This is a genomic window from Nonomuraea sp. N2-4H, from assembly GCF_045291505.1.
In the GTDB taxonomy this organism is placed as follows: domain Bacteria; phylum Actinomycetota; class Actinomycetes; order Streptosporangiales; family Streptosporangiaceae; genus Nonomuraea; species Nonomuraea fastidiosa.
In genome coordinates, this window is sequence record NZ_CP147987.1 from 6114377 (window position 1) to 6132538 (window position 18162).

Here is an 18162-nt window from a genome sequence, read left to right on the forward strand (position 1 = left end):
GGGACCTCACCTGTCGAGGCGCTGGAAGAGCCGTACGGACAGGACGAAGAAGACGACGGTGATGGCGGCCGGCCAGGCGACGGCCATCAGAACGGCGTGCTGGGCGACCCAGGAGTCGCCGCCCCAGCCCTGGTCGCCGAACAGCTCCCTGGCCGCCGCCACCGTCGCCGACAGCGGGTTCCACTCGGCGACGGCCCCGAGCCAGCCGGGCATGGTGGCGGGGGCGACGAAGGCGTTGGACAGGAAGCCGATGGGGAACTCCATGGCCTGGATCGTCACCGCCGCGCCCGGGTTCCTGGTGCGCAGCCCTGCGTACACGCCGGCCCACAGCAGCGAGAAGCGCAGGAGCAGCAGCAGGCCGATCGCGGCCGCGGCGCCGGAGAGCGTGGCGGGGCGCCAGCCGACGGCCAGCCCGCACAGCAGCAGCCCGGCCAGGATCAGCACCGAGTGCAGCAGGTCGGCGACGGCCCGGCCGGTGAGCACGGCGGACGGCGCCATCGGCAGCGAACGGAACCGGTCCGTCACGCCCTTGGCCGCGTCCGTGGAGACCGCGATCATGGTCGAGCTGAGACCGAAGAGCATCGTCATGCCGTACATGCCGGGCATGAGGAAGGCGAAGTAGTCCACGCCTTCCGGCACCTTGACCGCGCCGCCGAACAGGTAGCCGAAGGCGAGCGTGATGACGATGGGGAAGATCACGCCGGCCGCGATCGTCATCGGCTGGTTGGCCCAGTGCATCAGGTCGCGGCGGGCGACCGTCCAGCCGTCCGCGATCGCCCAGCGCAGGGTCGTGGCCGTCATCGGCGGTCACCTCCGGTGATGTGCAGGAAGACCTCGTCGAGCGTGGGGCGGCGCAGGGCGACGTCCTCGGCCTCGATGCCGGCCGCGGACAGCGCGTTCAGCGCCTCGGCGAGCGTGCGCACCCGCTCGGCGACGGGCGCGCTCACGCGGCGGGTGCCGGGGTCGGTCTCGGCGGGTTCGCCGGCGACCCGCTCGATGATCTCTGCCGCCTCGAGCAGCCGCTCCCGGTCATGGACGACCACGTCGAGCCGATCGCCGCCCAGCCGCGCTTTCAGCGCCTCCGGGGTGCCCTCTGCGACGACCCGGCCGGTGTCGATCACCGCGATGCGGTCGGCGAGCTGGTCGGCCTCCTCCAGGTATTGGGTGGTCAGCAGCACGGTCGTGCCGCCCGCCACCAGGTCGCGCACCGCCTGCCAGATCTCCGTGCGGCTGCGCGGGTCGAGCCCCGTGGTCGGCTCGTCGAGGAAGAGCACGGGCGGTGACAGGATCATGCTCGCGGCCAGGTCGAGCCGCCTGCGCATACCGCCGGAGTACTCCCCGGCCGGTCCTGGGTGCTCGATGCCGAAGCGTTCGAGCAGCTCGTCCGCTCTGGCGCGGGCCGCCGCCGCGCCGAGGTGGTGCAGGCGGCCGAACATCTCCAGGTTCTGCCGGCCGGTGAGCAGCTCGTCCACCGCGGCGTGCTGGCCGACCAGTCCGATCCTGCCGCGCACCTGGCGGGGCTGGGTGCGCACGTCGAAGCCCGCCACCTCCGCGCGCCCGCCGCTGGGGCGCAGGAGCGTGGTGAGGATGCGCACGGTGGTGCTCTTGCCCGCGCCGTTGGGGCCCAGCAGGCCGTAGACCGTGCCGGGGGCGACGTCGAGGTCGATGCCGTCCAGGGCCGTTTTCCCGCCGTACGTCTTGCGCAGCCCTCGTACCGATATCGCTGCCACAGAACCGCCTCCTTGTCGTACGCTGTACCGTACACAATACGGTAGAGGCGGGCAACCGTACGGTGTACCGTTCGGAGGGTGAGCGTTGAGTACTCGGGCAAGGGCGACCCCGCGCGCAGCCTCGCGCTGCTGTGGCGCACCAGCGAGCCCACCGGCCGCAAGGGCAAGCCGGAGCTGAGCGTCGGCAGGATCGTGCGCGCCGCCATCGAAGTGGCCGACGCCGAAGGGCTCCAGGCGCTGTCGATGCGGCGCGTGGCCGAGCGGCTGGGCGTCGGGACGATGTCCCTCTACACGTACGTGCCGGGCAAGCCGGAGCTGTTCGACCTCATGCTCGACACGGTCTACGGCGAGACCGCCAGACCGGCCGACGTGCCGGGCGGCTGGCGGGGCAGGCTGGAGCAGATCGCCAGGGAGAACTGGGCCCTGTACCTCCGCCACCCCTGGCTGCTGCAGGTGGCGGTCAGCAGGCCGGTGCTGGGCCCCAACGTCACGGCCAAGTACGACTACGAGCTGAGCGCCATCGAGGGCATCGGCCTGACCGACGTCGAGATGGACGCGGTGCTCACGCTGATCACCGGGTTCGTGCACGGCACCGCCAGGGGCGCCGTGGAGGCCGCGCAGGCCGAGAGCAAGACGGGGCTGACCGACGAGCAGTGGTGGGCCGCGCACGCGCCGTTCTTCAGCCGCATCGCCGACCCCGAGCGCTTCCCCATCGCCGCCCGGGTCGGGCAGGCGGCGGGCGAGGCGCAGAACGCGGCCTACAGCCCCGACCACGCCTTCGAGTTCGGCCTGCAGCGCGTGCTCGACGGCATCGAGGCGCTGGTGCGGCGGCGGGCCGCCGGTGAAGCGGCCGGGTAGGGCGTCTCAGTAGGCGGCGGGGGCGGCGCGCAGGCGTACGACGTGCTCGACCAGCGAGATCAGCGTCGCCTTGACCGACTCGCGGTTACGCGCGTCGGTGCGCACGATCGGCACCTGCGGCGACAGCGCCAGCGCCTCCCTGACCTCCTCGTCGGAGTGCGGGAACTGGCCGTCCCAGCCGTTGATGCCGATGATGAACGGCAGCTTGGCCTCTTCGAAGTAGTCGATGGCGGGGAAGCTGTCGGCCAGGCGGCGCGTGTCGAGCAGCACCACGGCGCCGATCGCGCCGCGCACCAGGTCGTCCCACATGAACCAGAACCGGTGCTGTCCGGGCGTGCCGAACAGATAGAGGATCAGGTCACGGTCGAGCGACAGACGGCCGAAGTCCATCGCCACGGTCGTGGTCTGCTTGTGAGGGGTCAGCCCGAGGTCGTCGATGCCCGCGGACGCGTCGGTCATCACCGCTTCCGTGGTGAGCGGGAGGATCTCGGACACCGCCCCCACGAAAGTCGTCTTACCGACGCCGAAACCCCCGGCGACGACGATCTTCGTCGACGTGAGGCCGGGGCTAGAGCCTGCGTAGTCCACTGAGCACCCTTTCGAGCATGTTGAGGTCCGGCTGGCCCTCGCTGAGGCGTGGCTGGTGCAGGCGGACAAGCCCTTCGTCGGACATGTCCGCCACGAGCACCCTGGCCACGCCCAGCGGGACGCGGAGCAGGGCCGAGATCTCGGCTACCGACCGGAACGTCCTGCACAGCTGCATGATGGCCTCCTGCTCGGGGGTGAGCAGCGCCATCTCTTCGTCCGGAATCGGCATCGACGAGATCAACGTCTCCATCGCGAGGTGGTAGCGCGGCTCAGCCCTGCCACCCGTCACCGCGTAAGGACGGAACAGGGGCTCCTCTTCCCCGATCCCGTCAGTGCCGTACACGGCCCGCTCCCATCAGTTCCATCACATCACCGGGTCCTGGCGGCCTGAAGCTCCGCGCGCAGGGCCGGAGTCAGCACCTGTCCTGCCCTGTCTACCAGCAACGTCATCTGGTACGCCACGAGTCCCATGTCACAATCCGGACCCGCCAGGACCGTGAGCACGGACCCGTCGCTGATGGCCATGACCAGCAGCAGACCGCGCTGCATCTCGACCACGGTCTGCGTGACCGCCCCGCCCTCGAACACCCGCGAGGCGCCCACCGTCAGGCTCAGCAGACCGGCGGCCACCGCGGCGAGCTGGTCGGCGCGGTCCGGCGGGAACCCCTCGGACGCGGCCAGGCAGAGCCCGTCGGCCGAGACGACGACGGCGTGGGCGACTCCGGGCGTGTTACGGACGAAGTCAGTGATCAGCCAGTCGAACTTGTTGGCCTCATGACTAAGGGTTGTCACGCATCCTCCCCGGCGGGACGCTTACTCACTCTTGTTCTCCTGTCCACGAATCTCCTGGCGCCCCCTGCGCACACCCTGCTGGAAGCTGGCCATCCTGCTGCGCATCCGGTCCGCGGAGACCGGCGGCGGCGGTGGTGCCTGCCGCTGCTGCGCCTGCGCGGGCTGGCTCGCGGTGCCCGGCACCAGGTTGGCCTTCGGGGTGCGCTTGGGGAGCCCGGCGGCGGTGATGCCGCCGAGGCTCGGCTCGGCGGCCGCTTTCGCCGCTTGCCAGCCGGCGTCCGCGGCCGTCCGCCACGCTTCCTCCCCTGAGGGTACGGCGTGCGCGCCCGTGGACTCTCCCTGGCCCTGCGCCGCTTCTGCGGGCGGCCGGCGGAACCAGGCGGACTCCACCGCCGCGAAAATCGGCAGATAGTCCTCTTGTTCCTGCTCAGCGGGGGTGTCCGCCGACGGGGCCGGGTCCGGCGTGCGCACGTCGTTGGTCGAGTAGGAGCCCGCAGGCGGATTCTGGAACGCGCCATTACCAGATGCGCCGGCGGGGGCGCTGGGGTAGGAGGGGTAGGAACCGGAGTCGTACGTCCCCGGCCGCCCGCGGAAGGTGCCGCCGTCGGTGTCGGCGGTGAAGCCGTTGACCCCGGCGCGGCCCGGGTCCGAGGGGAACGATCCGTACGACGGCCTGGGCGTCTCGGGCCCGCCGTCGAACGCGCGCGGCCCCGCGTGCTGCTGTCCGGTGTGCTGGGGCCCCGCCTGGGCTCCGTTGCCCTGGCCCTGCGGCGCGCCGTCGAGCGACCTCGGCCCCTGACCCGGCGCGCCCTCGAACGAACCGGGCGTCCGCCGCGGCAGGCCGCCGGGCCCGGGACGGGCGCCGCCGTTGACCGGCCCCTGCACCGGCCGGACCGGACCGCCGTCGAGCGAGGCCGGGCCCTGGCGCGCGGGGGTGTCGAAGGACGGCGGCCCCTGCCTGACGGGACCGCTGTCGAACGTGGAAGGACCCCGCCCGACGCTGTCGAAGGTCGACGGGCCGCCCGGCCTGGCCGGACCCGTGTCGAAGGACGGGTGCCCGGGACCGAAGCCGTTGTCCAGCGCGCCCGCCCTGGGCGGCGCGGCGTCGAAGGAGTCGAAGCTGCCGAACGACCGGAACGCGCCGTTCGGCGAGAGCGCGCCCGCCTGCGACGGCACCGTGCCGCCGCCGAACGCGGGCCGCTGCGGCAGCGGCTGCTGGGAGCCGTCGGCGATCAGCGTCGGCGGCAGCAGCACCATGGCGATCAGGCCGCCCTCCTCGCCCTTGCGCAGCTGCACCCGGATGCCGTGGCGCAGCGCCAGGCGGCCGACCACGAACAGGCCCATGCGCCGGGAGACCGACACGTCCACGACCGGCGGCTCGGCCAGGCGGTGGTTGGCCTCGGCCAGCTCCTCGTCGGTCATGCTGATGCCGTTGTCGGTGACCGACAGCAGCGCGCCGCCGCCCTCGATGAGGCTGCTGGTGACGGTGACCTGGGAGTTGCTCGGGGAGAACTGGATGGCGTTCTCGACCAGCTCGGCCACCAGGTGGACGAGGTCGTTGGCGCAGCTGCCGAGCACGGACGTGCCGCGGTGCACCCGCACCTGGACGCGCTCGTAGCCCTCGACCTCCGACAGGGCGGCGCGTACGACGTCGATCAGCTTGGCCGGCTGGCTGCGCCGGCGGGTGGCCTCGTGGCCGGCGAGGACCAGGAGGTTCTCGGAGTTGCGGCGCATGCGGGTGGCCAGGTGGTCGAGCTTGAACAGGTCGGCCAGCCGGCCGCCGTCCTGCTCGCCCTTCTCCAGGCCGTCGATGAGCGAGATCTGCCGCTCGACCAGCGTCTGCGTGCGGCGGGAGAGGTTGACGAACATCGCGCTGATGTTGCTGCGCAGCTCGGCCTCCTCGCCCGCCAGGCGCACGGCCTGCCGGTGCACCTGGTCGAAGGCCCTGGCCACCTCGCCGATCTCGTCGTTGCCGTCGACCGCGATGGGCTGCACCTCGCGCACGGACGCCGGGTCGCCGCTGACGCGGAGCTGGCGCACCACGTCGGGCAGCCGGAAGCCGGCCACCTCCAGCGCCTCGGTGCGCAGCCGCCGCAGCGGGACGACCATCGAGCGGGCGATGGCCACCGTGAGCAGCAGCACGACCAGCAGCAGCGCGAGCACGAGGATCCCGCCGGTGATCGCGTTGCGGATCTCGGTCGAGCGCAGCTCCTGGCTGCGCAGGTTCACCCGCTCCGCCAGGCCCTTCTCGACGTTGTGCAGCAGGTCGACGGCGACGGTGTTGTTGTTGAACCAGTCCTCGCGCTCGGCCCTGGCCGAGATCAGGTTGTCGACGATGCGGGCGCCCGGCTCCTTGCCGCTGACCAGGGCGATCGCCCGGGACTTGGTGAGCTGGATGTTCACGTACTCGGGCTGGGACGCCAGCGTCTTGGACAGCTCCAGGCCGACGTCGACGCCGGCCTCGGCGCCCACGGTGGCGATGTCGCTCTGTAGCCGGGCGTTGGAGGCGATGAACTGCTCGACCTCCTTGGCGTCCACGCTGTCGGCGTCGTAGGACGCCTGCAGGAGCTGGACGCGCTGGCGGGAGATCTCCTCCTTGGCCGCGACGAGCGCGCTCAGGCCGCGGAACTGGCCGACGATCTGCGAGTCGTCCGACATCAGGGCCAGCTCGTCGTGCAGCTTGATCAGAGTATCGGTGAGGAAGTCGTAACGGATCGTGTTAGTCTGTCCCTCGGTCCTGATCTTGGGGAGCCGGCTGAGGTCGTACCTCGCCTGCTCCGCTGCCTTGACCACACGGGGACCGTAGGACGCGTCCATGGTGTCGAGGTCGGCGCGCACGGCCTTGACCAGCGTGTCCACGGCCGCCTTGCGCTGCGCGAGCGGTTTGGCGAGCTTCTTGCGCATGGCCCTGCTGGCGCCGATCCAGCCGCCTGTGTCGCGCTCCAGGCCGAGCGCCTGCACCAGGTCGCGGATGCGTCCCGCCTGCTCGGCCGCGGTGGCGGTGCGGTCATAGGCGGCGATGCTCTGGATCGAGCTGACCACGCGTGCTCCCCCGAGCACGACGGCGGCGATGGTCGGCACCAGGATGAGGGCGGTGAGCCGCCATCTCACCCGCCAGTTTCGCAGGCCGAAGCGCCGTAGCCAGCCGGCACGGCTCGGCCGCACGGTGGTGCCGTTGCCCGAATTCCCCGTAGTCACCGCTCCCGCTACCCCTCAATCGTCCCGTCCGCAACGGGTCTTCAGACCGTCCACAAGGTATCCGCAGCATCTGACTTAACAGGCATATCGGACACAATCGTTACAAACGTAGCCGGTTGTCGTGTGCTCCTGGTCATCGCAGTGCGGCAAGGACTTGATCGCGGACTTGGGCCCGTTGCGCCTCGTCGCTGAGGGGGCGACCGGCGCGGTCCACAACGTAGAAGACGTCCACCGCCTCCGCGCCGAGAGTCTCCACGCGAGCGGCCCTCACGTCAAGACCGCACTCGCCGAACGCACGTCCAATACGCCACAGGAGCCCCGGCCTGTCATGGGCCCTGACTTCGACCACGGTGGCGGTGGCGGAGGCATCATCGACCAAGGTCACACGGGGTGGAGCGACCGGCACGCGAGGCGGCCTGACACCCCTCGCGCGGCGGGCCAGACGTTGCTCGATGTCAAGACGTCCAGCAAGGACGAGACGGAGGTCGGACTCCAGCGCCGCGGGATCCGGCGGGGAGCCGTACTCGGGGACGACGGAGAACTCGATCACCGCCGTGGAGCCGGCGGACGCGGACGAGGCCGAGCGCACCACGAGCCGGTGGGCCGACAGCACGCCCGCGGCGCTCCACAGCAGCCCCACCCGGTCGGGCGCGACGACCGTGACCGCTCCCCCGACCACGCGGACCGCTCCACCGCCGTGGCGGGCCAGCGCGGCCTGCTCGGGCGAGAGCGTCGGCGGCTTGGGCGGGGCGAGCCGGCCAGCACCGAGCGGACCCGGCGCACCAGGTCGGCCACCAGGCCGGCCTTCCACGAGTTCCATGCGGCCGGGCCCGTCGCGATGCCGTCGGCCACCGCCAGCGCGGCCAGCAGGTCGAGCACCTCGCGCGAGCCGACCGTGGCCGCGACCTTCTCGATCGTGACGGGGTCGTCGAGGTCCCTGCGGGTGGCCGTCTCGGGCAGCAGCAAGTGGTGGCGTACGACGGTGGCGAGCGTCTCGACGTCGGCCGGCGGCAGCCCGATGCGGGTGCCGATGTCGCGGACCACCACCTCGCCGGTCGCCGAGTGGTCGCCCGGCCAGCCCTTGCCCACGTCGTGCAGGAGCGCGGCGATCAGCAGCAGGTCGGGCCGCGAGACCTCGCGGGTGTGGCTGGCGGCGTTGGCGGCGGCCTCGATCAGGTGGCGGTCGACCGTGAACCGGTGGATCGGGTTGCGCTGGGGGCGGTGGCGCACCCGTTCCCAGTCGGGAAGAAGTTTGACGAGAATTCCCGCCTGGTCCAGCTCCTCCCAGACGGGTACGGCGGCGCGGCCCGCGCCGAGAATCGACACCAGGGCGTCACGGGCCTCCTCGGGCCAGGGCACCGGCATCGGCGGCGACTGAGCCGCGAGCACGGACACCGTGGCCGGTGCGAGCGGCAGCCCGGAGTCCGCCGCGGCCGCCGCGGCACGCAGCACCAGCACCGGGTCCTTGCGCGGATCGACACCCCTGGCGAGCACCACCTCGCCCCCGTGCTCCACCACGCCGTCCGCCAGCGGGCGGCGCCCGCGTGGAGCGGGCCCCGACACGAGCCTGTCGACCGTGCGCCAGGTGGCGTCGAAAGCATGTGAGATCGTGCGGCCCGCCTCGGCCAGCCGGCGCATCAGCGCCTCGGCGTCGAGGAGGCCGAGCACCCCGGCCACCGCGTCCTGCTCCTGGAGGACCAGCCGGTCGGTGCCGCGTCCGGTGACGACGTGCAGCGCGTGCCGCACGTCGAGGATGAACTCGTACGCCTCGCGGGCCCGCGGCCCCGGCGCCGAGGCGACCCAGGCGGCGGCCACCGCCTGCATGGCCTGGACGTCGCGCAGCCCGCCGCGTCCGTCCTTGAGATCGGGCTCCAGCAGGAACGCCAGCTCCCCGCTCACCTGAGCCCGCTGATCGGCGGCCTCCCGCAGCTCGCCCAGCCGGCGCCGCGAGTCGGCCCGCCATTCGGCCAGCACCGCCTCCCTGGCCTTCCTGGTCAGGTCGGGGTCGCCTGCCACGTGCCTGGCCTGGATCAGGCCGAGCACGGCCTTGAGATCCTGCCGGGCCACCGAGACCGCCTCTTCCACCGTGCGTACGGAGTGGTCGAGGCCGATCGCCGCGTCCCAGATCGGGTACCAGATCCGGTCGGCGATCCTGGCCACGTCGGCCCGGCCGTTGTGGAGCAGCACCAGGTCGAGGTCGCTGCCCGGTGCCGGCTCACCCCTTCCCAAACTCCCGACGGCGACCAGTGAGACGTGGTCGCCGTCGGTCGCCGTGCGGAAGAGATCCTTGAGCCAGCGATCGGTGTCCGCGGTCCGCTCCTTGCGGGCCGCGGCGAACGAACGGGCCTCTCCCCTCACTACTGCGCCCCCTTGCCGAGCTCCGCCCGGACGCCGTTGTCCAGGCTTCGCCTCGGGTCCATCTCTCCCCTGTGAATCCCCCGCCGGACATCGTCGGCCGTGCGGGGCTCGCTCCGCGCGGACGCCCGCCAAGGGGTGCCCGCGCTTCGCCGCGGAATCTTCACAGGGCTTCCGGACCCCGTTCGCCGGTCCGTACGCGGACGACGGTGTCGACCGGCACCGACCAGACCTTTCCGTCGCCGATCTTTCCGGTGTGCGCCGCCTTGGTGATGACGTCGATCACGTCCTCGGCGTCGTCCTCCTCGGTGAGGACCTCAAGGCGCACCTTGGGCACCAGGTCCACCTGGTACTCGGCGCCCCGGTAGACCTCGGTGTGGCCGCGCTGCCGGCCGTAGCCGCTGGCCTCGCTGACCGTCATGCCCTTGATGCCGAACTGTTCGAGCGCGGCCTTCACGTCATCGAGCTTGAACGGCTTGATGATCGCCGTGATGAGCCTCATGCGTCCACCTTCTTCGTGGCCGGAGCCGTGGTGACGGGACCGTTCGGGGAGCTCACGCCGGAGGCGTGAACGGTGCCGAGGTCGTAACCGGTCTCGGCGTGCGTGGTGATGTCGATACCGGTGATCTCGTCCTCGGCCTTGATCCGGAAGCCCATCGTCTTGTCGATGATCTTGCCGATGATCCAGGTGATGACGAAGGAGTACAGGCCCACGGCCACCGGGCCGAGCACCTGCAGGCCGAGCTGGCCGAAGCCGCCGCCGTAGAACAGGCCCTCGCTCTGCTCGTCGGTGGCGGGGTAGGCGGCCACGAAGCCGAGGGCGACGGCGCCGATCACACCGCCGACCATGTGGACGCCGACCACGTCGAGCGAGTCGTCGTAGCCGAGCTTGTACTTCAGGCCCACGGCGTAGGCGCAGATCGCGCCGGCGAGCAGGCCGATGACCATCGCGGCCCAAGGGTCGACGAAACCACAGGCGGGGGTGATGGCGACCAGACCGGCGACCGCGCCGGAGGCCGCGCCGAGGCTGGTGGCGTGGCCGTCACGCAGCTTCTCCACGGTGAGCCAGGCACCGACCGCGACCGCGGTGGCGACCTGCGTGTTCATGAAGGCGAGGCCGGCGATGCCGTCGACCACCAGCTCGGAGCCGGCGTTGAAGCCGAACCAGCCGAACCACAGCAGCGCCGCGCCGAGCAGCACCAGCGGGAGGTTGTGCGGCCGCATCGGCTCCTTGCGCCAGCCCTGCCGCTTGCCCAGCACGAGCGCCAGGGCGAGGGCCGCGGCGCCGGCGTTGATGTGGACGACCGTGCCGCCCGCGAAGTCCTCGATGCCCATGGAGTTGAGCCAGCCGCCGCCCCACACCCAGTGGGCGACCGGGAAGTAGACGACCGTGGCCCAGATGACGGCGAACAGCATCCACGCGCCGAACTTCGCGCGGTCCGCGATGGCACCGCTGATCAGTGCGACGGTGATGATGGCGAACGTCATCTGGAAGGCGGAGAAGACGAGGCTCGGCATGCCCGTGCCGTCGTCACTGGTCGCGGTCTCCACCAGGCTCTGCAGGCCCAGGGCGTCGAAGCCGCCGACGAAAGAGTTGAGCGCTGAGATGGGGCTTTCTGTGAAGGCCAGTGAGTGACCGTAGAGCATCCACGCGACGCTCACGACGACGATGGCGCCGAACGACATCATCATCATGTTCAGGACACTCTTGGCCCTGGTCATGCCCCCGTAGAAAAGCGCGAGGCCCGGAGTCATCAACAGCACCAACGCGGTGGCCGTGAGCATCCAGGCAGTCGTGCCGCTGTCGATCTTCACGACGCGACCCTCCTTACATGTGACGTGTGGCCACAGCGTGTTCGCCCGGGGTTTCGTGGCTCGACCAGGTGTGTTTCACATTCGTGAATCTCGCCGCACAGGTGTTTCGCCTGCGTTTCGGATGCCTCACAGGCCGGGTTTCCGCATGGCGATATCGATCGTGAGATACTTAGGCTAGCCTTACCTAACGATCAAGGAACGCCCATGCGCCTCCGCTTGGCCATCGCCGCCATGCTGCCCGTTCTGGCCCTCGCCGCCTGCGGCACCTCCACCGCGTCGCAGGATGCGGGCCCCACCCGTACCGTCGAACACGCCATGGGTGAGACGAAGGTCCCCATGGCGCCGAAGCGGGTCGTCGTGCTCGACACCGACAAGCTCGACTCGATGGTCTCGCTCGGCCTCGCCCCCGTGGGGGCCGCCCAGGCCCAGGAGAACCAGACGTGGCCCGATTACCTCGGCTCCGCCCTGGCGAACACCAAGCCCGTCGGCACCCTTCAGCAGCCCAACATCGAGGCCATCATGGCGCTGAAGCCCGACCTGATCCTCGGCTCGAAGTTCCGCCAGGCCGCCTTCTACGACAAGCTCTCCAAGATCGCCCCGACCGTGTTCACCGAGCGGGTCGGCATCACCTGGAAGGAGAACTTCCTGCTCGACGCCGAGGCGCTGGGCAAGAAGGAGCAGGCGCAGCAGCTCCTGTCGGCGTACGAGGCCAGGGCCAAGGAGATCGGAGCCAAGTACTCCGAGCTGCAGGTCAGCATCGTGCGGTTCATGCCGACCGAGATCCGCATGTACGGGCCGCAGTCGTTCAGCGGCATCGTCCTCGAGGACGCCGGCATCCCCAGGCCCGAGGTCCAGCAGCTCAAGGACCAGGAGGACCGGCGCTTCGGCAAGCTGAGCCAGGAGAACATCGCCAAGGCCGACGGCGACGCGATCTTCTACACCGCGTACGGCGAGAACGCCGCCAAGGCGCAGGCCGAGGTCACCGGCGGGCCGCTGTGGAAGAACCTCAAGGCGGTCAAGTCGGGCAACGCCCACAACGTGGACGACGAGATCTGGATGACCGGCATCGGCGTCACCGCGGCCGGCAAGATCCTCGACGACCTCGACAAGTACCTCGCCCCGCTGGCCTGACCTCCCAGCCCCGGCCACTTCGGGCACCCGGCCCGTGACAAGGCCCGGCCGCTCGGAAGGCCCCGGCCGCTCGTGCGTGAGCGGCCGGGCCGCGCGCCGAGGACCCGGCTCACACCACGGTGACCGGGTCGCCCACCCTGATGCGGCCGGGGCGGGTCACCCGGGCGTACACGCCCGCGCACGGCTGCGGCTCCATGCCGAACACCGGCACCCTGTTGTGCCTGGCCACGGTGCGCAGCGCGTCGGTGTCGCGCTCCAGCGCGCCGTGCGCGAGCGTCGGCACCGCGCAGCGCGGGGTGGCCACGATGACGTGCAGCTCCACCTCGTCGCCGACGCGCAGCCGCCGCTCCACCCAGCCGTTCTCGACGAACCCCTCGTCCCCGTCATCTTCGGTGGCGATCACCAGGTTGGGCCGGTAGCGCTCGGCCTCGACGTGCCCGCGCGGCCCGAGCGCGCCGATCCTGGCGAGCGCGGAGGTGGTGATCAGGTGCACGGGGGCGAAGTCGAAGAACGTGCCCTCGGGAGCGCCCGCCCCGACCGGGCTCACCGTGTACGGCACCTCCGCCTCGATGCCCTCGGCCAGCACCTGCTCGGGCACAGATCGCAGCATCTCGGCACCCTCGGGCGGCACGTCGATCAGCCGCACCTCGCGCCCGAGCAGCTCCGACAGCTCCGCGTCGCCGGGCGCCCGCGCGCCTTCGAGGGTGAGCAGCCGCCGCCACAGCCGCGGGTTCTTCGCGCTGGCGATCTTGCCGGTGGCCACGTCGAGCACCGCTCGCGCCCGGTCGCCGGCCAGCCCGCGCTCGGTCACCTCGGTCTCGGCGAGCTCCTCGCCCAGCATCGACTTCACCGGATAGCGCCGCAGGGTCTCGACATGCATGGCGAAAAGCCTAGGGCCCGCCGGCGCCCTCCCCTCAGGGGCGCCGGCGGGCCCTGAGTCCCTGATGCCGGGCGGCCGTCCTCCCTGGCGGGCCACCGTCGGCTGAGCCTGACGGACGGCCCTCTGCGGCGGGCGGCCGTCAGGCGGCTGCCGTGGCCATCTTGCGCAGCCGCGCCAGCGCGTCGCGCTCGATGCGGCGGGCGCGGTCGCGGCCGATGCCGTAGCGCTCGCCCACCTCGGTGAGCGTGTGCTCGCGCCCGTCGACCAGGCCGTAACGCCAGCGCAGCATCTCGCTGGTCGGCCCCTCGAGCCCGGTGAGCCACTGGTCGAGCCGCTCGCGCTCCAGGATGTCGATCGCCTGCTGCTCGGGATCGGCCCACGTCTCGTCGGCGATCATGTCGCCGAGCTCGGTCTCGTCCTCGTCACCTACGCCGAGCTGCAACGACACCGGGTCGGACGCCCAGCGCCGCAGCTCGCGCACCCGCTCGATCGGCAGGTCGAGAATGCCGGCGAGGTCGTCGTCGGTCGGCTCCATGTCGAACTCGGCCAGCATGTCGCGCCTGACCCGCATCAGCCGGGTCATCTGCTCGCCCGCGTGGGTCGGCAGCCGCACCGGCCGCGCCTGCTCATGGATGGCACGCCCGACGGCCTGCCTGATCCACCACGTAGCGTAGGTCGAGAACTTGTAGCCCCGCCGGTAGTCGAACTTCTCCACCGCCCGCACCAGGCCCAGGTTCCCCTCCTGGACCAGGTCGATCAGCGGCATCCCACGGCCTGAGTATTTCCTGGCCACCGCCACCACCAGGCGCAGGTTGGCCTGAATGAACTCCTCCTTCGCCCGCCGGCCGGATATCGCCAGCCGTTCGAGCTCCTCGTCGGCCGCGTCTCCGATGCGCGGCTCCGTGCCCCCGCTGTCGAGCAGCTGCTCGGCGAACAGGCCCGCCTCGATCCTCTTGGCGAGCTCAACCTCTTCCTCCGCCGTGAGCAGCGGGACCCGGCCGATCTCGGCCAGGTAGGTCCCCAGCAGATCGCGCTCGGCGATGTGCTGCTCCTGCGTGCGACTCCCCGTAGGCCTTGCCATCCCCAGGCACCTCGTTCCGCAGCTGCGTTCTATACCCGGGCAACGTCCGGCCACGTGCAAAGATTCCCTAAAGCACTACGCCTGCGGGAGGGTTCTGCATGTCCTCCTCAAGGAGGAGACCGCAGTGAAACGCCTGGTGAACACGGGGGAGGACGGGCGCGCCCCGGTCAGTTGACCGGACCGCCCCTGGGCCGCACGGTCAGCTCGGTGAGGTGGGCGTCGGGCCCTGCGGTGATGGCGGCCACGATGGCCCGCGCCACGGTCTCCGGCGTGAGGTAGCGCTCCGGCTCGAACTCGCCGCCCTCGTACTCCCGCACGCCGCGCTGCATGTCGGTCGCGGTCCTGCCCGGGTAGACGGTGGTGACCCTGAGCAGGGGCTCCTCCAGCCGCAGCGCGTCGGCGAACGCCTTGAGCGCGAACTTGCTGGCCGCATACGACGCCCAGTGAGGGTTGGCCCGCTGCCCCGAGCCTGAGTTGACGCACACCACGTGCCCCTCGGCCTGCCTGAGCGCGGGCAGCAGCAGCCTGGTCAGCTCGGCGACGGCGACGACGTTCACCTCGTACGTGCGCCGCCACGCGTCGGCGCTCTGGTCGGCGATGCGGCCGAGGGTGGCGACGCCCGCGCTGTGCACGAGCACGTCGAGCCGGTCGATGCCCGCGACGTCGGCGGCCGTCACCTTCGTCAGCTCCACCGGCCACGGCCGTGCCCCGGGCAGCTCGGCGGCGAGCGCGGCCAGCGCCCGCTCGTCACGGCCGCCGAGCAGGACGTCGTGGGTGGGGGCGAGGGCCCGCGCGACGGCCGCGCCGACCCCTCGGGAAGCGCCGGTGACCAGCGCCTTCGGTCGTTCAGTCATAGCGGCAGCTTATTGACCTTGGCCGCCCCGCCTGTACGAGGACGGCTCAGGCCGGGTCGGGGGTGCGGAAGGTGCCGGTCTCCTCGGCCATCCGGTCGTACTCCTCAAGCCTGGCCCGCGTCCGCAGCGGCACCGCCTCGGCCATGGCCTCCACCAGCGCCATGGCGAGCGCGAGCGGCGCGGCGTGCGAGTTGAAGACCAGCCCGTCGCCCACGGGCGCGTCGAGCACGACCTCGGCGGGCAGGCCGGCCCTGTCGGTGATGGCGGCGACCCGCAGGCCGAGCTTGGCGGCGTACTCGAGCGCGTCCAGCGTCTCGGCCGGGTAGCGCGGCAGCACCACGGCCACCACCCACTCGGCCCCCGCCCGCTGGGCCGCGTGCAGCCCTTCCGCCAGCTCGGAGCCGCCGTGGACGAGCAGCCGCACGTCGGGGTGTATGCGGCGGGCGTAGTAGGCGAACGTGGTGGCGAGCCCGCACGAGGCGTGCAGGCCCAGCACGGGCAGCGGCTCGGTGGCGGCGAGGTGCTCGCCCAGCTCCTTGATCGGGAAGGCGGACAGGCGTTCCCTGACCGTGACGAGGTTGCGGATCTCGCAGTCGATGGCCCCGCGCAGCAGGCTCTCGTGCGGCGTCTCCGGGCCCCCGCCGAGCACGAGGGGGCGCAGCGCCTGGCGCAGCTCGGGGTATCCGGCGAAGCCCAGCACCATGGCGAAGCGGGTCACCGAGGGCTGGCTGACCCCGGCCCGCTCGGCCAGCTCGACGCTGGACAGGAAGATCGCCTCATCCAGGTGCTCGCTGAGGTAGTCGGCGATCCTGTGCTGAACGGGGGACAGCCTCCGGCCGTCCAGCAGCATGTCAAGCCCACCGCGAAATCCGTCCGCCACGCAACGTGCAACGCACGAGACCCGCCGTTCTCATCCCGCCCACCAGTGACAAAAGGCGTCGCAGGTCACGTTTGTGCTGCTCAGCGGCTTTCAACTGGCCAGGAACTGGGTGGCGGCCAGCTCCCGGTAGAGCTCGTCCTCGCCCACCAGCTCGTCGTGGCGGCCGACCGCGCGTACGGTGCCGCCCTCCATCACCACGATCCGGTCGGCGCCCGTCACCGTGGAGAGGCGGTGCGCGATGACCAGCACGGTGGTCTCCGCCGCGACCTCGGCGATGACCTCGCGCAGCCGCAGCTCGTTGACCGCGTCGAGCTGCGAGGTGGCCTCGTCGAGCAGCAGCAGCCTGGGCTTGCGCAGCAGCGCCCTGGCGATGGCCACGCGCTGCCGTTCGCCGCCCGACAGCAGCACGCCGCGGTGGCCGACCGGGGTCTCCAGCCCGTCGGGCAGCCGCGCCACGAGGTCGTCGAGGCGGGTGCGCGCGATGACGGAGCGCAGCTCGTCCTCGGTGGCGTCCTGGGCGGCGAACAGCAGGTTCTCGCGCAGCGTGCCGGCCAGGACGGGGGCGTCCTGCTCGACGTAGCCGAGCGCGGCGCGCAGCTCGCCGAGCGGCCAGTCGCGGATGTCGCGGCCGCCCACCAGGATCCGCCCGTCTTGGTGGTCGTAGAAGCGTTCGAGCAGCGCGAACACCGTGGACTTGCCCGCTCCCGACGGGCCGACGAGCGCGGTCAGCCCGCCCGCGGGCACCTCGAAGGTGACGCCGTTGTGCACGATCGGCCGGTCGTCGCCGTAGCGGAAGACGACGTCGCGGAACTCCACGCCGATCGGCGTGCTCTCCTCGTGCGGGACGACTCCGGCGGGCTCGGCCGGCAGGTCTTCGATCTCCTTGATGCGCTTGAGCGCGGCCAGGCCCTGCTGTAGCTCGACCCCGCCGTTGACGAGCTGCCCGATCGGCGCCACCAGGTAGAACAGGTAGAGCAGGAACGCGATCAGCGACGAGACCTCGAGCGCGCCCGACGCGACCCGCGCGCCGCCGACGGCCAGCACGGCGAGGAACGCGATCTGCACGGTCATCCACGTCGCCACCCCTGCGAGCGACGTCCAGCCGGCGACCTGCAGCCCGCGGTCGCGGGCGCGCGCGGCCGCCCCTGCGACCTCGGCGATCTCCCGCTCCTCCGCGCCGCTGGCCTTGACCGTCCGGTACGCCTGCAGCGCCCGGTCCAGCACGGCGCCCATCTCGCCCACGGCCTCCTGCGCCTGCGCCTGCGCCCGCTGGATGCGCGGCATGATGAGCGCGACCAGCCCGCCGATCAGCACCACGACGAGCAGCGTGACCAGCAGCAGCACGCCGTCCATCGCGGCCATCAGCACGATCGCGCCGACCAGCATGAACGCCGAGCCGATCGAGTCCACCACGCCGTTGGTCAGCACCGAGCGCAGCAGCGTCGTGTCACCGGTCACCCGCGACAGCAGGTCGCCGGGCTTGAGCCGGTCCACGTCGGCCACCCTGAGCCGCAGCATGCGGTCCACGAGCCTGCGCCGGGCGCCGAGCACGATGCCCTCGCCGGTGCGCTCCATCAGGTAGCTGCCGCCGGCCGAGACGGCGGCTCCGATCACCACCGCGATGGTCAGCCCGAGTAACGGCCCCGCCATGGAGGCGTTCCTGCCGAAGGCGTCCACGACGTACTTGGCCAGCAGCGGCATGGCGAGGCCCGCCGCCGAGCCGATCAGGCCGAGCAGCCCGCCGACGACGAGGATCTTCCGGTGCGGACGGAGGTAGGCGAGCAACTCCTTGACCACCGCAGCTCCTTTCACGACATTTCTCGACTCGCCCAACGAACGGGACCGCGCGATCCGCACCCGGGCACAGCAGTCAACTTAAATTGACGACCTGAGTATGTCAACTTTGGTTGACACTCCTCCTTGAGGAGGAGGCGGCGGACGATTCCTGCGGCCTTCCCGAGATCCCGAGATCACCGTCGTCCTATGAACCGCCCCAGACG

General features: G+C 71.4%; 17 protein-coding genes. 2 read left to right on the forward strand and 15 right to left on the reverse strand.

Annotated elements, in window-relative coordinates; translation table 11 throughout:
- Nucleotides 1-6: 6 nt before the first annotated feature.
- Nucleotides 7-801, reverse strand: a complete 795-nt coding sequence (locus WBK31_RS27965) for an ABC transporter permease (RefSeq protein ID WP_364061271.1) — start codon at nucleotides 799-801, stop codon at nucleotides 7-9.
- Nucleotides 798-1730 carry an ATP-binding cassette domain-containing protein gene (locus WBK31_RS27970; protein WP_364061268.1) on the reverse strand — a complete coding sequence of 311 codons (933 nt, stop codon included), beginning with the start codon at nucleotides 1728-1730 and terminating at the stop codon, nucleotides 798-800. The genes WBK31_RS27965 and WBK31_RS27970 overlap by 4 nt, the downstream gene beginning before the upstream one ends.
- A 78-nt stretch (nucleotides 1731-1808) precedes the next feature.
- On the opposite strand from WBK31_RS27970, the gene WBK31_RS27975 reads away from it, so the two are divergent.
- A complete protein-coding gene (locus tag WBK31_RS27975; RefSeq protein ID WP_364061265.1) occupies nucleotides 1809-2588 on the forward strand; it encodes a TetR/AcrR family transcriptional regulator in 780 nt (259 codons plus the stop codon).
- 6 nt (nucleotides 2589-2594) lie between these two features.
- On the opposite strand, the gene WBK31_RS27980 is transcribed toward WBK31_RS27975, so the two are convergent.
- From WBK31_RS27980 to WBK31_RS28015, 8 genes are all read right to left on the reverse strand, one after another.
- Nucleotides 2595-3176 carry an ATP/GTP-binding protein gene (locus tag WBK31_RS27980; RefSeq protein WP_364061262.1) on the reverse strand — a complete coding sequence of 194 codons (582 nt, stop codon included), beginning with the start codon at nucleotides 3174-3176 and terminating at the stop codon, nucleotides 2595-2597.
- Nucleotides 3157-3519, reverse strand: coding sequence for a DUF742 domain-containing protein (locus WBK31_RS27985; protein ID WP_364061259.1), 363 nt, complete (start codon nucleotides 3517-3519; stop codon nucleotides 3157-3159). The genes WBK31_RS27980 and WBK31_RS27985 overlap by 20 nt, the downstream gene beginning before the upstream one ends.
- 26 nt (nucleotides 3520-3545) lie before the next feature.
- Nucleotides 3546-3968, reverse strand: a complete 423-nt coding sequence (locus WBK31_RS27990) for a roadblock/LC7 domain-containing protein (protein WP_364061257.1) — start codon at nucleotides 3966-3968, stop codon at nucleotides 3546-3548.
- Between the two features lie 21 nt (nucleotides 3969-3989).
- Nucleotides 3990-7166, reverse strand: coding sequence for a nitrate- and nitrite sensing domain-containing protein (locus tag WBK31_RS27995; RefSeq protein ID WP_364061254.1), 3177 nt, complete (start codon nucleotides 7164-7166; stop codon nucleotides 3990-3992).
- Between the two features lie 133 nt (nucleotides 7167-7299).
- Entirely contained in the window at nucleotides 7300-7806 is a 507-nt protein-coding gene (locus WBK31_RS28000; RefSeq protein ID WP_406673433.1) for an ACT domain-containing protein, read from the reverse strand.
- Entirely contained in the window at nucleotides 7713-9524 is a 1812-nt protein-coding gene (locus WBK31_RS28005) for a [protein-PII] uridylyltransferase (RefSeq protein ID WP_378786829.1), read from the reverse strand. Before WBK31_RS28005 ends, WBK31_RS28000 begins: the two co-directional genes overlap by 94 nt.
- 160 nt (nucleotides 9525-9684) lie before the next feature.
- Nucleotides 9685-10023: a P-II family nitrogen regulator gene (locus WBK31_RS28010; RefSeq protein WP_364061248.1), complete on the reverse strand. Its 339-nt coding sequence runs from the start codon at nucleotides 10021-10023 to the stop codon at nucleotides 9685-9687.
- On the reverse strand, nucleotides 10020-11336 hold the full coding sequence (locus WBK31_RS28015; protein ID WP_364061245.1) for an ammonium transporter: 1317 nt from the start codon (nucleotides 11334-11336) through the stop codon (nucleotides 10020-10022). The genes WBK31_RS28010 and WBK31_RS28015 overlap by 4 nt, the downstream gene beginning before the upstream one ends.
- Nucleotides 11337-11540: 204 nt before the next feature.
- Between WBK31_RS28015 and WBK31_RS28020 the strand changes: the two genes are divergently transcribed.
- Entirely contained in the window at nucleotides 11541-12467 is a 927-nt protein-coding gene (locus WBK31_RS28020) for an iron-siderophore ABC transporter substrate-binding protein (RefSeq protein WP_364061242.1), read from the forward strand.
- Between the two features lie 109 nt (nucleotides 12468-12576).
- On the opposite strand, the gene WBK31_RS28025 is transcribed toward WBK31_RS28020, so the two are convergent.
- The 5 genes from WBK31_RS28025 to WBK31_RS28045 form a co-directional block, all read right to left on the reverse strand.
- Complete coding sequence (locus WBK31_RS28025; RefSeq protein ID WP_364061239.1) at nucleotides 12577-13347, reverse strand: MOSC domain-containing protein; 771 nt, start codon at nucleotides 13345-13347, stop codon at nucleotides 12577-12579.
- Between the two features lie 139 nt (nucleotides 13348-13486).
- Nucleotides 13487-14428 (reverse strand): sigma-70 family RNA polymerase sigma factor, encoded by a 942-nt coding sequence (locus tag WBK31_RS28030; protein WP_364061236.1) that lies wholly within the window; start codon nucleotides 14426-14428, stop codon nucleotides 13487-13489.
- Nucleotides 14429-14595: 167 nt separating this feature from the next.
- Entirely contained in the window at nucleotides 14596-15282 is a 687-nt protein-coding gene (locus WBK31_RS28035) for an SDR family oxidoreductase (protein ID WP_364061233.1), read from the reverse strand.
- A gap of 46 nt (nucleotides 15283-15328) precedes the next feature.
- Nucleotides 15329-16132 (reverse strand): MurR/RpiR family transcriptional regulator, encoded by an 804-nt coding sequence (locus tag WBK31_RS28040; protein ID WP_364061230.1) that lies wholly within the window; start codon nucleotides 16130-16132, stop codon nucleotides 15329-15331.
- Between the two features lie 120 nt (nucleotides 16133-16252).
- Nucleotides 16253-17959, reverse strand: coding sequence for an ABC transporter ATP-binding protein (locus WBK31_RS28045; RefSeq protein WP_364061227.1), 1707 nt, complete (start codon nucleotides 17957-17959; stop codon nucleotides 16253-16255).
- Nucleotides 17960-18162: the final 203 nt, after the last annotated feature.

Bases quoted from the DNA above. Each gene is read 5' to 3' on its own strand.
- WBK31_RS28025 (WP_364061239.1), bottom strand. From the start codon at position 13,347: ATGCATGTCGAGACCCTGCGGCGCTATCCGGTGAAGTCGATGCTGGGC.
- WBK31_RS28020 (WP_364061242.1), top strand. From the start codon at position 11,541: ATGCGCCTCCGCTTGGCCATCGCCGCCATGCTGCCCGTTCTGGCCCTC.
- WBK31_RS28010 (WP_364061248.1), bottom strand. From the start codon at position 10,023: ATGAGGCTCATCACGGCGATCATCAAGCCGTTCAAGCTCGATGACGTG.
- WBK31_RS28035 (WP_364061233.1), bottom strand. From the start codon at position 15,282: ATGACTGAACGACCGAAGGCGCTGGTCACCGGCGCTTCCCGAGGGGTC.
- WBK31_RS28030 (WP_364061236.1), bottom strand. From the start codon at position 14,428: ATGGCAAGGCCTACGGGGAGTCGCACGCAGGAGCAGCACATCGCCGAG.
- WBK31_RS28040 (WP_364061230.1), bottom strand. From the start codon at position 16,132: ATGCTGCTGGACGGCCGGAGGCTGTCCCCCGTTCAGCACAGGATCGCC.
- WBK31_RS27965 (WP_364061271.1), bottom strand. From the start codon at position 801: ATGACGGCCACGACCCTGCGCTGGGCGATCGCGGACGGCTGGACGGTC.